A 13,364-nucleotide genomic window follows, 5' to 3' on the forward strand; every position below is an offset into this window, starting at 1 on the left:
GCGGAACGGCTTAAGGCGGTCATCATCGCGGATGGCCCGAACACGAATGACGCCGCCGCGATCACCTATGCCGACGACTTCGGCTCGAAACGCGTCTACGTGGTCGACCCCGGCGTGAAGGTTCCGCGCGGGGCCAACGTCAACAGCGAACCGGCTTCCTCGGCGGTCGCCGGCCTCATCGCCAAGATCGACAACGACCGCGGATTCTGGTGGTCGCCCTCAAACCAGAACATCAACGGCATTGTGGGCACCGACCGGGCAATCGACTTCGCCCTGGGGGACGCGAACAGCCGCGCGAACCTTCTAAACGAAGGCAACGTCGCTACGATCATCCGCGAAGACGGTTTCCGCCTTTGGGGCAACCGTACCCTTTCCAGCGACCCGAAATTCGCGTTCCTGTCCGTGGTTCGCACGGCGGATATCATCAATGACTCCATCCTTCGCGCTCACCTTTGGGCTGTGGATCGCAACATCACCAAGACGTACATTGATGACGTTGAGGAGTCCGTGAACGCCTACATTCGCAGCCTGGTTGCGATGGGCGCCCTTATCGGCGGCCGGTGCTACGCCGACCCGGACCTCAATTCGCCCGCGTCCATTTCCGAAGGCAAGGTGTGGTTCAACATCGAATTCACGCCGCCGTACCCGGCCGAGCACGTCATTTTCCGGTCGCGCATCGTCAACGACTTCCTTGAGGATCTTGTGCAATGAGCACCCCCACTTTCGCGCTGCCGCGCCAGCTTAAGGCGTTCAACCTGTACAATGACGGCCTTTCCTACGCGGGCCGGTGTGACAGCATCACGCTTCCCAAGATCGCGTTCACGACCGAAGAGCACCGGGCCGGCGGCATGGATGGCCCCAAGAAATTGGAAATGGGTACGGAAGCGCTCACCGCGTCCATCATCCTTTCCGATTACGACCCCGCCATCATCAGCCTTATCGGGGTCGACGGCATCGCCCTGGTCGCTCGCGGCGCCCTTCAAGCCCAGGGCCAGGCCGCCGAGGCGGTGGTTATCAACATGCGCGGCATGTTGACGGAAGCCGAATTCAGCGAATGGAAGCCCGGCACCAAGTCCACCAAGACGCTTACCTACGAACTCGATTACTTCCGCTACCGCCAGGCGGACGTCGAATTCGTTGAAATCGACATCATCAACATGGTTCGCAAGATAGGCGGCATCGACCAGCTTGCCACTCAGCGAACCGCAATCGGCCTCTAAGGGTGCATGACAATGACGACCGATATTCGCAAGCAAGTCCGGTACACGCTGGTCGAGAAGATCACCATTGAAGGCCGCGAGGTCACGGAAGCAATCTTGCGCCGGATCAAGGGCAAAGACATTCGCGACATGGAACGCCATGAGTCGGACCTCGACAAAACGGCGTTCATCATCAGCCGACTCGCCGGCTGGCCGCCCGAGGCGTTCGATGAATTGGACGCCGAGGATATCGACGCGCTCGGCAAGATCATTGAGGGTTTTATGGGGAGGCGGAAGCGAGCGGCCTAACGCTCGAATCCGTCTCTAACCTCATGGCGGATATCGCCGTGATCTTTCACTGGCCGCCGTCCGAACTTTGGGAACTAGACCTTTCGGAACTCGTGATGTGGCGGGGCCTCGCCGCCGCTCGCGCTGGCAAAGCGAAAACGTAAATGGCCGGTAAGCCCACGGCGGAAGCCACCGTAAAGCTATCGCTAATCGACCGGATCACCGGGCCGATTAAGCGGATACAAGCGCGCCTCGCCGCGCTTGGCACGCGCTTGGGCTTTGATCGCATCGGCGCATCCGTCAACCGGCTAGGGAAGAGCATTGTAGGCCTCGGGAACGGCCTTACCCGCACGACCGCTCGGCTGTCTTCGTTCGTGGCCCTTCTCGGCCTCGGCGCCTCGGGTGCCGTAGCTGGCGCCTTCGCCCTGGCGAAGAGTGCGTCGGACCTCGGCAGCGAGATAGGCGAGGCCTCCTTTAAGCTCGGCATCGGGGTCGAGGCTCTACAGGAATACCGCTTCGCCGCCAAAATGAGCGGCATAGAAAATGAAACCCTCACCAAGGGTATTCAGAAGCTCGGAATCAACGCATCGGAAGCCGTCAAGGGCAATAAGCAGATGGCGAAGAGCTTCCGTGCCCTCGGCGTGCCCTTGAAGGATACCAAGGGCAAGATGCGGTCGACCGAGGCCGTTCTTAATGACACCTTCACCGCGCTGGCGAAGATCAAAGACCCGCTTCGGCGCAACGCCCTGGCATTCAAGCTCTTCGGTAAGTCCGGCGTCGACTTGGTCAAGATGCTGTCCGATGGTTCGGCAGGCCTTGCCGAAATGAGGCATCAGGCGCGGCTTACGGGTAGCGTCATGAGCGCCAGGGCCGCCGCTGCCGCAGATGCATTCGGCGACAATCTTGACGCCCTCATGATCCGTATCGAGGGCCTGAAGCTCTTTCTCGGGGTCCAGCTTTTGCCGGTCCTCAATGAGGTGATTGAGGCAGTCACGAAATGGTTCGACGCCAACGCTAACCTTGTCCGGTCAACAATTTCGGAATGGGTGCAGAAGTTCGCGCAAGTGCTTCGCGACCTCATGAATCCGGCTTCCGAGATCCGGCAACACCTCGCCGGCATGGCCGAAGGCTTCTCGTCGTTCCTGGCAACGATCAAGCCTCTTGTGGACTTCGTTGGCGGGCCTATGAATGCCACGCTGCTAGTGCTCGGGGCATGGACGGCAGCGCCGCTCATCACTGCCCTTACGGCGGTAACGGCGGCGTTCGTAACCCTCGGCGTCACGATCATGGCGACGCCCGTGGGCTGGATACTGGCGGCCGTCGCCGCCATCGCCGCCGCCGCGTATTTGATCTATCAGAATTGGGATAAAATCGCGAAGTGGTTCGGCGAGTTTTGGGATTACGTCAAAGGCCTGTTCGCCTCGGCCGTGGCCTATATTCAAGGAATCGCGGGCAAGCTCTACGATGCCGGCGTCGCTATGGTTCAATCCATTTGGGACGGCCTCAAATCGAAGTGGGCGGACGTGGTGGCTTGGCTGAAAGGCGCGGTCAATGACCTTGTCGGCTGGCTTCCCGATGTCATCAAAACCAAGCTCGGCATTGACATAAACACCGCCAAGCTGCCCGAGGGTCCGAATGCCCCCGCTACGCGCGCAGGGGCCGCCGTGGGCGCGCTTGTGCCCCCGAAGGTAGAAACTCCCCCGCCGCCTTCAGCGCCCTTTGCGTCGGGCCAGAAACCGGCGGATATGGGCTCGCTGTCCGCAACTATTCGCGACCTCATGAAGCCGTTAAGCGAGGTGACTAAGCAGGGCTCGCCGACCAAGACTGACGAAGTCGACGCCGGCACCGTCAAGGCGGCTAGCATACAGATAGCGGAACCGCTCACCGTGCATGAGCCGCAACAGATCAATGCGCCCCTCAACGTTGGCGGCATCACCGTCAACGTGCAAGGCATGACGCCGGGCGAGGCGCAGCTAATGGTAACGCGCGCCATCGGCGCCGCCCAAGCCAGGCAGCAAGCTAATATTCAATCGAGCCTTTCGGATTGATGCGATGTCTACAATGATGGGCCTCGGGCCGTTCCGTTTCAGCCTTTCAACGGCGGCTTACCAATCGCTTGAGCGAAGCGATGAATTCCGATGGGTAGCCCAAGAGCGCATCGGCCGCGAACCCGCCGCGCAGTTCATCGGGCCAGGTCAAACCACGTTCGCCTTGAGCGGCACAATTTACCCGCACTTCCGGGGCGGATGGGGCCAGGTCGAGGCGATGCGGGCCATTGCCAAGACTGGCGCGCCGCAAATGCTGGTTTCCGGCCTGGGGCGAATATTCGGGCTGTTCTACATCGAAAACGTGGGCGAAACACAAACCATCTTTTGGGACAATGGCGCCCCTCGAAAGCAAGAATTCAACCTTGATCTTAAGAGCTACGGCGCCGATGGAGGCGTTTTCTAAGTATCGTGGGTACGGCGACGCGGTAGGTTCGGCTATGGTGTTTGCGAATTGCAAACAGGTGGCAGATGAACATTTACCGCGCCAGCGATGGCGACATGGTCGATGAAATTTGCTGGCGCTTCTATGAGAAGGGCCAACAGCCGCTTGCCGTCGAACGGGTCTATGACGCGAACCAAGGCTTGGCAAAGCTCGGGCCGGTGCTGCCGGCCGGAACTCTTGTCAACCTGCCGGATCTTCCGCGCCCGCAGGCTACCCCGATAATTCGGATTTGGGGTTAGCTATGACCCCGTTTGCTTCCTTCTCTTCGGATGGCGCTGACATCACCGGCGGCCTCGCCGACCGGCTTCTCTCAGTCGAGTGTCATGACGAAGCCGAAGACAAATCGGACCGCGTGACTATAGAGCTTGACGACCGCGCCAGGTGGAGCGACGGCGCCGTTGCCGCGCTTCCGCTCATCGGGTCCACCATCACCGTGACCCTCGGCTATCGCGAGGGCCAGGCGACCGAATTCGGGCCGTACCTCATTGACGATTTGGAGGTCTCGTCGCCGCCCCGGACGCTTCGCGTTACCGGCCGCTCGGCGAAGATGCCGAAGTCGTTCCGCACGCCGAAAACCGAAAGCTACCATCAGAAGACGGTCGGCGCGATCATGCAGGAAATCGCCGGCCGGAATGGCTATGAGGCCAAGATTGATCCGGCGTTGTCCGGCATCGTCATGCGCCATATCGATCAGCGCAACGAGTCGGACATGGCCTTTGCGACGCGGCTCGCGGCCATGCATGACGGCGTTGCCAGGCCCGTGGCGGGCAAGCTCGCGGTCGCGAAGCGGGGCACCGGCAAAAGCGTCACCGGGGAGTCGCTTCCCGGGGTCAAGCTTACCGAAGCGGATTGCATCAAGTGGTCGTTCAAGTATTCGGCCCGAGACGAAGCGGGCGAGGCGGGCGGCCTTGACGAAGGCGGCGGCGGTTCCTCGGCGCAAGGGGCTGCAGGGGACGCCGGGGATACCGCCAGCGAGCAAACCGAAGGCGAGTCCATAATTGACTTGCCCGAAGACGAAGACAGCGGCGAAGGCGATAAGGGCGGCGTCCGGGCCTACTGGACCGATATTCGCACCGGCGAGACGAAGGAAGCCACCTCGGGGCAAGAGCCTTACCACGACCTCCGCTACAGCTATCACAACGAAGCCGAGGCCCAGGCGGCGGCGGACGCCTACAAGAACAAGAGCGCTCGCGGCAAAGCTTCGTTCTCTTGTGACATCGGCGGCGACCCGACCGTGCAAGCCGAGGCTAAGCTTATCCTGTCCAGCTTCCGGCCGTACATTCCGGCGGAATGGCGGATCAAGACGGCGACGCACCGCTACGGCCCGAGCGAGGGTTATACGACCGCGATAGACGCCGAGCTATTCGCCGAAAAGCAGAAAGACGTTCCGGCCGGCGTCAAGAAAACCAAGCCCACGGACGACGACAAGATCGACCCGGACGCGCCGGCCGAGCCCGTTGAGCCTACGGCGCCGACCGATGGCTTCATTATCGATGTCCCGAGCGACGGGGCGGCGCAATGAAGCTGGTCGATAACTGGCGCAAGGTCGCCCGGCACTCTTGGGCTATCCGGCTCAACGGCTTCGCCGTGGTGTCCGTGCTTCTGTACGGCGCCGAACAGGCGTGGCCGTTCCTCTACGGCTACGTGCCGGTTTCCACACCCATGTTCGCAGCGATCACCGGCGCCCTTTCGGTTGCCGCCGGCGTCGCTCGCCTCATCCCGCAACAGAAGATCTCAGGAGCACGAAAGCAATGGCAAACCGGGCGAGCGCGCGTGCGCGCAAAGCAATCGCGGCAGTCATGGCCGTGGCGTCTCTGGTCGGCGGCCGGTACATGGTTTCGGCGCCCGGCGAAGAGCCGATCCCGGCGGCGGTAAGGCTCGCGGTCGACGCGAATATCATCCCCTGGGAAGGCCTTGTGCTGTCCGCGCATTGGGACCGCTTTTCGAAGCGCTATGACATCTGCCATGGCGACACCCTCATCAACGGCAAGCCCGTTTCGGCCGACATGCGCTTCACAAAGGAAGAGTGCTACCGAATCCTGATCGTGCGCGTCGTCAATGACTATTACAAGCCGCTGACACGCTGCATTGCCGGGTTCGATACCCTGCCGATTTCGCTTCAGGCATCCATGATTTCCGGCGCCTATAACTTCGGCGTCGGCTCGGAAAAAAAGCGCACCGGCCTTTGCGGGTCCAGCGCCGCCAGGTTCGCCCGTGCCCGCAATTACTACGCGGCATGCGAGGCGCAAACCGCCTTCAACAAATCCGGCGGCCAGTTCGTGCAGGGCTTGGACAATCGCCGCAAGAACGGGGATGCAACCCGTATCGGGGAGGCCGAGCTTTGCGAGTCAATGCCGGCGACCGGCCTGCCAGTGAGGCCGAACTAATGGGCCGGACCTGGGTAATCTTTATCACACCCGCCATCGACATGGTGCTTCGCATCGTGGGCGCGGCATCGCTCGCGGTAATCGCGGGCTTCCTGATTTGGTGGCTGTTCTGATGTGGACAAAGATCAAGCTCGCTGTTGCCGTCTTGGTGTTGCTCGCCTTCCTGGCGCTCTTCGGCGCCGCCGCTTGGTATCGAGGCGACGCCATCGCGGCGAAGGCGGAAACCGCGCGAGTGCAAGCGAATCTCGACAAGGCGGTCGAGGCAAACAAGGTGAGCGCGGACACCATAGACCGCATGCAGAAGCAAGACGCGCTGAACGACAAGATCTCGGCGGAACTCATGCAAAAGCTGGCCGCCGCGAACACCGCATTGACGGAAAAAACCACCGCTCGGGCCGACCTGAAAGGCAACAATGAAACCGTTCGCTCTTACCTCGACACTCCTGTTCCTGACGATTTGCGCCGGCTGTACGACCACTAAGCCGCAAGTCATCGTCAAAACGGTTTACGTCAAAGAGAAGGTGCCGGCGGAATTGATCGCGCCGGTTCCGCCCGCATGGCACAAGTCCGGCGGACCCGCCAAGACGGAAGACTTTGTCGCTCGCGGCGACGTCAACGAGTCCGCGCTCAAGGTGTGCACCGCCCAGGTGGACGGCACCCGCAAATGGAATGGGGAGCCGTAGGGCGATGTCACAGGACGGGGTAGAGCGCACGCTTGGCATATTGCTTGGCAAGCTTGAGGGGATAGAGAAGGCGATAGCGCAGGCGGACGTTCAAGCCACTGCGCACCGCGCAACGGTGCACCGGCGCCTTGACGAAATGGTTGGCGAGGTCGGCGACCTTCGCGCCGAGGTAGCCACCATGAAGGCGGACGTAAAGGACTCCAAGGCGATCACCGACGAAGTGAAGCAATGGAAGCAACGCGGCATCGGCGCGCTGTTCGTGTCCGGCATCGCGGGATCAGCCTTCGGAGCCGCCGCCGTGGGCTTCGTCATCTATTGGTGGGAATCAATCTTGCGCGTGTTGCGCTCGGCTTAGGCCGCCTTCTTGGCGTAGGTGATAACCCGCGCCGGCAGATGGGCGCGGGCCGAGGCCGGAAGCATCAGATAGGCCCTCAAGAAATTGATCGCGTAGAACGGCGGGGCGCCGCTGTCCACGCGGTCCGTGAGCCACCGATTGACCTGTACCGAGGTCTTTCCGAGAAGCCCGGCAAGCTGCTTCTGTTCCAGCCCGGATTGCTGGAAAAGCAGCTCAAATTCGCGTTTGTCGTCGGCGGCGGTGCTCATTTGCTCACTATACATTTTGCATATTTCCGGTTCAACGCCGCAATACCGCAACCTTGCCGCCGCCGGTCATGATCGTTTTGACCGATTCCGCCGCCGTGTCCGCCATCTGTTGAGCGGCGCCGGTAAGAAGGTAGGCGTAGCGCTTGGTCGTCTGGCTATCCATGTGGCCTAGCAGATTGCCCACTTGCGAAAGCTCCAAACCGGCGGAAAGACCGGCCGAGGCGAAGAACCGGCGTAGGTCGTGAGGCACAAGCTTTTCCGTGATGCCGGCGGCCTTCATGAGCGCTTTCCACGGCTTCGTCACGTTGACAAGGTGCCCGTGGCCGTGGCGGCCAGGGATTAGGTAGGGGTTGCCCTTCACCTCGGGAATCTCTGCGATGACCTCGCGCGCCAGGGCGGACAGCGGCACGATCTTTTCGCCGGTCTTTGAGTCCGGCAAGTGCAGGCCGTCCGCCTTCACCCACTCGCGTTTTGCCGTCTGGATTTCGTTCCGGCGAGCGCCGGTGAAACACAGAAGCTCGACCAGTCCGGCAAAGAACGGATTCGGTTCCCATAGCGCATTGATCGCCTGTAGCAAACGGAAGGCCTCGTCGGCCTGGGGCACGCGCTTCCGCTTGTGCTCTTTGTACCGCTCGACATGGACCGGGTTAGTTTTGCGCGGGCGCCAGCCCCATTTTTCGGACAGGTTGAAGGCCTTGGAAAGCAGGGCCGCGACCCGGTTGGCCGCGCTCGGCGTCTTCCGCATCTTGAAGTGCAAGGCCTCGCATTCGGATTCCACCACGTCCGCCACGGCCTTGCCGGGGCCGAAGTGCGGCAGAATATGGTTGTTCCAAAAGCCCTCATTGTCTTTCCGATAGCCGGCCTTGTTGCGGCCCTCGGAATATTCCAGATGCCGGTCGCGAAGCATCGCCATGGTCGGGCGCTCGGCAAGCTCGGCCTTCTCCCCGGCGGGGTCTTCGCCTTTGGCGACCCGAGCCAGAACGTCTTTCGCCTGGGTCCGGGCTTCCGTGAGCGTGACAAACCGGAAATCACCGATCTTATAGGCCCGCTGCTTTCCGACCTTGTTCCGGTAGGACAGGTAATAGACCGATTTGGTCGCCAGATAGCGGAGGCGAAGACCCGGCACCTTCGGATCATTCCAAGAGGTGCCGGCGGGGCCGGTGGCTTCGGGGCGATCAGCTTTGCTCATGACTCTCAACATGACTAAGGGCGATGCAGCCGCCGCCGCCCTTGACGTAGACGACAGCGGTATGGCCGCCGAGGATGCAGGCCGGTGACGTGGTGACGCGCTCAACGGGATCGCCTTCGCGCGGACCCGTCCACACCCTGATTACATCGCCGACCGCGTGCCGCCGGTTGAAGGCGTCACAATCGGCCTGCATCGCAGTTTGAAACTCGGCGACCGCTTTCTCGCGGCCTCTCTTGGTGAAGCCGGCCCCGCATTCGGCGCACCGGGCTTGCGCCCGGTACGCAATGCGGAAGCAACGCCGGCATATTTTTACCGGGGCGTCCACGCTAGACGCGCATCGGCATGAGCACGGCGAACTCGCCAGCCTGGCCGCCCGGCCCCTTAATCAACAGCGGGTCGCCGGCCCCGGTGAAGCCGATTTCGATTCGCTTCGTCCCGAAGGCCTTTGCCATGTCCGCGAAATATCGGCCGTTCAACCCGAAGGCTTCAACGCCCTCGGGCGCCTCGCCACGGAACACGGCGGAAACGGTGCCGTAGTCCGGGTTTGCGGCGGTGGCGGAAACGCCGCCCTCGCAACGCTGGACCTTGATAGCGCAGTGCCGGTCGCCGCGTACCCCGGCCGTGGCGCGGTGCAGCTTCAGGATCTTCCCGGCGTCAAGTTCGAAGTGCTTGAACGGCCCTTTCGGCACGACCCGCCGCCAATCGGGAAAGGTGCCGTCGATAAGCTTGGTGCGGATGACGTAGTCGCCGAACGCGAATTCGGCCCGCATGTCATCAACTGACAGCGTGACCTCTTTGCCGGCGGCGAGGTGCGCAACAGCTTTGATCGCGTCACGCGGAACGATGACGGTCGGGCGGCCCACGATGTTGGCGCTTGTCTTCGCCTGGCGCGAGCCGAGGCGGTGGCCGTCCGTGGCAATGGCTCGCAACATGCCGTCATCGTCAACGCCAAATTCGAAAGCGACGCCGTTGAGATAGTACCGGGTTTCTTCCGAGGATATGAACGGCACGGTGAGGCCGAGTAGCCAAGACATAACGCCCTCGGCGAGTGGCACGCGACGGAAGCCGGCGTCGCCAAAGTTCGGCCCTTGGAGCACCGGCGCATCTTCGGCCGGCATCGGGATAATGGCGGCGCTGAAATCGCCACAGATGAACGTCACGCGGGAGTCGCCGGGGTTCTTGCGGATTTGTACCGTGTCGCCGTCCGCGCCCTTCACAAAGGCCGCCAGGGTGCGCAGCGGCACCGCCAAGGCGTCACCCCTTCCGAGCGCCGGCATGCTGGTTTCAATAGCCAGGTCGATGTCGAACAGTGAGACGCCGAGGCGTTGCGCGTCCGTGTCCATCGTCAAGACGACGCACCCGAGAATCGGGATAGTGTTGCGGGGCTCGGAGTGAGGCAGAATGTCCGCCAGGGCGCGGCGGAACGTGGCGGTGTCTACGTCAACGGAAAACCCTTCATCGGCTTTCGGCGGCTTACGAACGGTATCAAGCACGGCTTCACCTCATTGTTGATATGCAAACGGTTGATATGCACCACGAATAGGCTTGCGTTTGCAAATTGTCAACGTCTGCCAACACATTGCCATCAAATTTCTGCGAACGGGCGGGAATTGGTGCTATCCGATGCAAAGAGCAAACCGCGCGAATGATACGGTTTGCGTGGTGCTGATAACGCCTAAAAAGGCCGGAAAGCTGTTTCGTAATGATGGGGTCGCGTGTTCGAGTCACGCAAGCGGCACCAAAAATTCAAGCACTTAGCCGATCGCCTCGCTCGATTTGTCCGAGTGGCGGCGGAAGTTCTCTTCCAGCATCTGCAGCGACGGCGCCTCCCAAACTGAACCAAAAAGGGCACTGAAGAGCGGGCAAGTCACTCAAAATCGGGCAAGTCACTCAAGTTGAACAACAGCCGCGCATGTTGTCTGCGAGCACTGACGTCTTGACCAGGTCGTAGGCAGGTCTCGAAATCCCGGCGGTTACTCATTTCCGTAAGCGCCGCGCCTATCTCCAAGGTTCCGGTTGTGATGGCAGCCAGGGCAGGCCCTTCGGCGAGATTCGATGCAGGCCATTGTGTGACGATCGGGCATTCAATAGTCTTTCCGTTGGGTCGAGGAATGCACGCATGACGCCGAAACTGAACCGCTGGAAGCGCTTCGCCGACTGGGACGAGCGGCCGTTGCGGCTGGACAAGTTCGCGGCGGAAGACCCTGCCAATGGCTTCTCCGCCTTCTCCAGCCCGGCCGATCCCAAACCCGGCATCGGCATCAACGGCGGGCGCGTCGTGTCCCTCGATGGGGTGCTCGAGCACGACTACGACATGATCGACCGCTTCATCGCCCGCCATCACATCGACCCGGAGGTGGCGCCGGAAGCAATGGCCCTGGAGTCAGCGACCATTGCGCGCTGGCTGGTCGACATGAACGTTCCGCGCGAAAAGCTCGTGCGGCTCGCCCACGGCATGACGCCTGCGAAACTCGCTGAGGTCGTGTCGCAGCTCAACGCGCTGGAGATCGCCTTCGCCTACTCAAAGATGCGAGCACGCAAGACTCCAGGCAACCAGGCGCATGTCACCAACGGCAAGGACGACCCGCTCCAGCTCGCCGCGGACGCCGCAACCGCCGTCGCCTTCGGCTTCGACGAGATCGAGACTACGATGCGCGTGTCGCGCAACGCCTGGTCCAACGCGGTGGCGTGTGCGGTGGGCGGCGCCGTCGGCCGCTGGGGAACGCTGTTCCAATGCTCCAGCGAGGAGGCGGAGGAACTGCGCATCGCCATGGCCGGCTTCACGTCCTATGCCGAAACCGTTTCCGTCTACGGCACTGAAAAGTCGTTCACCGATGGCGACGACACGCCGTGGTCCAAGGCATTTCTCGCCGCTGCCTATGCCTCGCGCGGCGTCAAGATGCGCTGTACGTCGGGTGCCGGCTCCGAATTGCTGATGGGCTTCCATGAAGCAAAATCGCTGCTTTACTTGGAGGCGCGCTGCCTCTGCCTGCAGCGCGGCATGGGCGTGCAGGGCACACAAAATGGCGGCATTGACGGCGCGCCCTTGACCGCCACCATACCTGGCGGGGTCCGCGAGTTGATGGCTGAGAACCTCATCGCCGTCTGGCTCGATCTCGAATGCGCATCAGGCAATGATGCGCGCTCCACCGAATCGGAAATTCGTGTCGGCGCCAAGATCCTTCCCTACCTGATTGCCGGCTCAGACCTGATCTGCTCCGGGATGGGATCGATCCTGAAATACGACAATTCGTTCAACCCTTCGCTGATCAACGGCGAGGAGCTGGAAGACTATATGGTGCTTCAGCGGGATTTCGAGGCCGATGGCGGGTTGACGCCGCTGCCCGAGTCCCGCGCGATCGAGTTGCGCGAGCGGGCGGTGGCGGCGATCGCCGCGGTGTTCGAGGAGCTCGGCCTGTCGACACCGACCGAGGACATGAAGACCAGCGTGGTTTATGCCTCCGGTTCCGACGACACGCGCAGCCTGATGCCGCGCGACGTGAGCTTCATCAGCGAGGCCATCAAGGAGCGCGGCATCACCGTGATCGACGCGGTCAAGGCGCTGGCCAACCGCGGTTTCCGAGAAGAGGCCGAGAACCTCCTGAACGTGGTGAAGCTGCGCCTTTCCGGCGACTATCTCCAGACCTCGGCCATGATCCGCAATGGGCGGATCGTCAGCGCGGTCAACGACCCGAACGACTATCTCGGCCCCGGCTCCGGCTATCGCGTGTCCGAAGAACGGCGCCTGCAGCTCAACGACATCCGCGATGTGCTGGATCAGAAAGAAGTGCTGCGCTCGGAGGCCCTGCACGAGAAGGACGAGGCAAGGCGCGTCCGCTATCGCAACCTTGGGCCGGCAGCCAACGGGTCGGCGACCGACGATTTGGTCATCGGCATCAGCCCGGCCTTCGGCTTGAAGCTCTACCGGACGACGGCCGGACATCGGCTGTCCGAAGTGCTTGGCGCCATGCTGGATGCGATCCGCGCGCGCGGGCTTAAGGCGCGCGTCGTCCGCTTCCGCCATACGGCTGATACTTCCTTCCTTGGCCTGTCCGCCGCCCGGCTTGCCGGCAGCGGCATCGGCATCGGCATCCAGGCCAAGGGCACGGCCGTCATCCATCAGCGTGACCGACAGCCGCACAACAATCTGGAACTGTTTTCCAATGCCCCGATCACCAGGCTCGAGCACTATCGCGCTCTCGGTGCCAATGCGGCGGCCTATGCGCTGGGCGAAATGCCGGAGCCCATCGTGGTGCCGCAGCGAGGCGAGGCCATGGGGTCGCGCTATCATGCGCGCGTCGCCCTCATCTACGCCATCGAAACCGGGCTGACCGAGGCCGGCGCGGCTCCCGAAGAGGTCGACGTCGTCCTGACGGGAGCGCAATAGTGACCCTTACGCGTGCCGACTATCCGCTCGCCGAAACCCAGCCTGGCGCCGTCACCGGCAAGCACGGCAAGGCGCTTCCGGAGATAACGCTGGATGCGGTGCTTGCCGGCGTGATGCGGAGGTCTTCCATCGTCACCT

The 13,364-nt window shown here is 62.1% G+C and carries 16 protein-coding genes; 12 read left to right on the forward strand and 4 right to left on the reverse strand.

Annotated features, from left to right (window positions below; genetic code table 11):
- The 11 genes from EOA27_RS04290 to EOA27_RS04340 form a co-directional block, all read left to right on the forward strand.
- Nucleotides 1-711: phage tail sheath C-terminal domain-containing protein (locus tag EOA27_RS04290; protein WP_189561955.1), on the forward strand; the 711-nt coding region annotated here is incomplete at its 5' end.
- Nucleotides 708-1,220, forward strand: a complete 513-nt coding sequence (locus EOA27_RS04295) for a phage major tail tube protein (protein ID WP_127255535.1) — start codon at nucleotides 708-710, stop codon at nucleotides 1,218-1,220. The genes EOA27_RS04290 and EOA27_RS04295, both read left to right, overlap by 4 nt.
- Nucleotides 1,221-1,232: 12 nt before the next feature.
- Nucleotides 1,233-1,508 (forward strand): phage tail assembly protein, encoded by a 276-nt coding sequence (locus tag EOA27_RS04300; protein ID WP_189561956.1) that lies wholly within the window; start codon nucleotides 1,233-1,235, stop codon nucleotides 1,506-1,508.
- 143 nt (nucleotides 1,509-1,651) lie between these two features.
- Entirely contained in the window at nucleotides 1,652-3,535 is a 1,884-nt protein-coding gene (locus tag EOA27_RS04310; protein ID WP_127255543.1) for a phage tail tape measure protein, read from the forward strand.
- 4 nt (nucleotides 3,536-3,539) lie between these two features.
- Nucleotides 3,540-3,938 carry a phage tail protein gene (locus tag EOA27_RS04315; RefSeq protein WP_245491024.1) on the forward strand — a complete coding sequence of 133 codons (399 nt, stop codon included), beginning with the start codon at nucleotides 3,540-3,542 and terminating at the stop codon, nucleotides 3,936-3,938.
- A 65-nt stretch (nucleotides 3,939-4,003) separates the two neighbouring features.
- On the forward strand, nucleotides 4,004-4,216 hold the full coding sequence (locus EOA27_RS04320; protein WP_127255545.1) for a tail protein X: 213 nt from the start codon (nucleotides 4,004-4,006) through the stop codon (nucleotides 4,214-4,216).
- A 2-nt stretch (nucleotides 4,217-4,218) separates the two neighbouring features.
- The gene (locus EOA27_RS04325; protein WP_127255548.1) at nucleotides 4,219-5,499 is read left to right on the forward strand and encodes a contractile injection system protein, VgrG/Pvc8 family; all 1,281 of its coding nucleotides are present in this window, start codon (nucleotides 4,219-4,221) and stop codon (nucleotides 5,497-5,499) included.
- Nucleotides 5,496-5,852: a hypothetical protein gene (locus EOA27_RS41930; RefSeq protein WP_245491025.1), complete on the forward strand. Its 357-nt coding sequence runs from the start codon at nucleotides 5,496-5,498 to the stop codon at nucleotides 5,850-5,852. Before EOA27_RS04325 ends, EOA27_RS41930 begins: the two co-directional genes overlap by 4 nt.
- Nucleotides 5,810-6,364 (forward strand): glycoside hydrolase family protein, encoded by a 555-nt coding sequence (locus EOA27_RS04330; RefSeq protein WP_245491026.1) that lies wholly within the window; start codon nucleotides 5,810-5,812, stop codon nucleotides 6,362-6,364. Before EOA27_RS41930 ends, EOA27_RS04330 begins: the two co-directional genes overlap by 43 nt.
- Before the next feature lie 112 nt (nucleotides 6,365-6,476).
- Nucleotides 6,477-6,845: a hypothetical protein gene (locus EOA27_RS04335; protein WP_127255551.1), complete on the forward strand. Its 369-nt coding sequence runs from the start codon at nucleotides 6,477-6,479 to the stop codon at nucleotides 6,843-6,845.
- A gap of 206 nt (nucleotides 6,846-7,051) precedes the next feature.
- Nucleotides 7,052-7,402 (forward strand): DUF1515 family protein, encoded by a 351-nt coding sequence (locus EOA27_RS04340; RefSeq protein ID WP_189561958.1) that lies wholly within the window; start codon nucleotides 7,052-7,054, stop codon nucleotides 7,400-7,402.
- Here the strand turns inward: EOA27_RS04340 and EOA27_RS04345 are convergent.
- The 4 genes from EOA27_RS04345 to EOA27_RS04360 all read right to left on the reverse strand — a co-directional run bounded on the left by EOA27_RS04345 (nucleotide 7,399) and on the right by EOA27_RS04360 (nucleotide 10,332).
- A complete protein-coding gene (locus EOA27_RS04345; RefSeq protein ID WP_127255557.1) occupies nucleotides 7,399-7,650 on the reverse strand; it encodes a hypothetical protein in 252 nt (83 codons plus the stop codon). The two genes, EOA27_RS04340 and EOA27_RS04345, sit on opposite strands and share 4 nt — an antisense overlap.
- Nucleotides 7,651-7,681: 31 nt before the next feature.
- Entirely contained in the window at nucleotides 7,682-8,839 is a 1,158-nt protein-coding gene (locus tag EOA27_RS04350) for a site-specific integrase (protein WP_189561959.1), read from the reverse strand.
- Complete coding sequence (locus EOA27_RS04355) at nucleotides 8,826-9,032, reverse strand: hypothetical protein (protein WP_127255563.1); 207 nt, start codon at nucleotides 9,030-9,032, stop codon at nucleotides 8,826-8,828. The genes EOA27_RS04350 and EOA27_RS04355 overlap by 14 nt, the downstream gene beginning before the upstream one ends.
- A gap of 133 nt (nucleotides 9,033-9,165) precedes the next feature.
- Nucleotides 9,166-10,332: a hypothetical protein gene (locus EOA27_RS04360; protein WP_127255566.1), complete on the reverse strand. Its 1,167-nt coding sequence runs from the start codon at nucleotides 10,330-10,332 to the stop codon at nucleotides 9,166-9,168.
- 626 nt (nucleotides 10,333-10,958) lie between these two features.
- On the opposite strand from EOA27_RS04360, the gene EOA27_RS04365 reads away from it, so the two are divergent.
- Nucleotides 10,959-13,226 (forward strand): propanediol/glycerol family dehydratase large subunit, encoded by a 2,268-nt coding sequence (locus EOA27_RS04365; protein ID WP_126079461.1) that lies wholly within the window; start codon nucleotides 10,959-10,961, stop codon nucleotides 13,224-13,226.
- The last annotated feature ends 138 nt before the right edge of the window (nucleotides 13,227-13,364 follow it).

This window comes from Mesorhizobium sp. M2A.F.Ca.ET.037.01.1.1 (assembly GCF_003998075.1).
GTDB lineage: Bacteria > Pseudomonadota > Alphaproteobacteria > Rhizobiales > Rhizobiaceae > Mesorhizobium.

What these genes read in the sequence shown, in the direction of transcription:
- EOA27_RS04350 (WP_189561959.1), bottom strand. Translation starts at nt 8,839, where the DNA reads ATGAGCAAAGCTGATCGCCCCGAAGCCACCGGCCCCGCCGGCACCTCT.
- EOA27_RS04310 (WP_127255543.1), top strand. Translation starts at nt 1,652, where the DNA reads ATGGCCGGTAAGCCCACGGCGGAAGCCACCGTAAAGCTATCGCTAATC.
- EOA27_RS04355 (WP_127255563.1), bottom strand. Translation starts at nt 9,032, where the DNA reads ATGCAGGCCGATTGTGACGCCTTCAACCGGCGGCACGCGGTCGGCGAT.
- EOA27_RS04365 (WP_126079461.1), top strand. Translation starts at nt 10,959, where the DNA reads ATGACGCCGAAACTGAACCGCTGGAAGCGCTTCGCCGACTGGGACGAG.
- EOA27_RS04335 (WP_127255551.1), top strand. Translation starts at nt 6,477, where the DNA reads ATGTGGACAAAGATCAAGCTCGCTGTTGCCGTCTTGGTGTTGCTCGCC.
- EOA27_RS04320 (WP_127255545.1), top strand. Translation starts at nt 4,004, where the DNA reads ATGAACATTTACCGCGCCAGCGATGGCGACATGGTCGATGAAATTTGC.
- EOA27_RS04315 (WP_245491024.1), top strand. Translation starts at nt 3,540, where the DNA reads ATGTCTACAATGATGGGCCTCGGGCCGTTCCGTTTCAGCCTTTCAACG.
- EOA27_RS04345 (WP_127255557.1), bottom strand. Translation starts at nt 7,650, where the DNA reads ATGAGCACCGCCGCCGACGACAAACGCGAATTTGAGCTGCTTTTCCAG.
- EOA27_RS04325 (WP_127255548.1), top strand. Translation starts at nt 4,219, where the DNA reads ATGACCCCGTTTGCTTCCTTCTCTTCGGATGGCGCTGACATCACCGGC.
- EOA27_RS04300 (WP_189561956.1), top strand. Translation starts at nt 1,233, where the DNA reads ATGACGACCGATATTCGCAAGCAAGTCCGGTACACGCTGGTCGAGAAG.
- EOA27_RS04295 (WP_127255535.1), top strand. Translation starts at nt 708, where the DNA reads ATGAGCACCCCCACTTTCGCGCTGCCGCGCCAGCTTAAGGCGTTCAAC.
- EOA27_RS04330 (WP_245491026.1), top strand. Translation starts at nt 5,810, where the DNA reads ATGGTTTCGGCGCCCGGCGAAGAGCCGATCCCGGCGGCGGTAAGGCTC.
- EOA27_RS04340 (WP_189561958.1), top strand. Translation starts at nt 7,052, where the DNA reads ATGTCACAGGACGGGGTAGAGCGCACGCTTGGCATATTGCTTGGCAAG.
- EOA27_RS41930 (WP_245491025.1), top strand. Translation starts at nt 5,496, where the DNA reads ATGAAGCTGGTCGATAACTGGCGCAAGGTCGCCCGGCACTCTTGGGCT.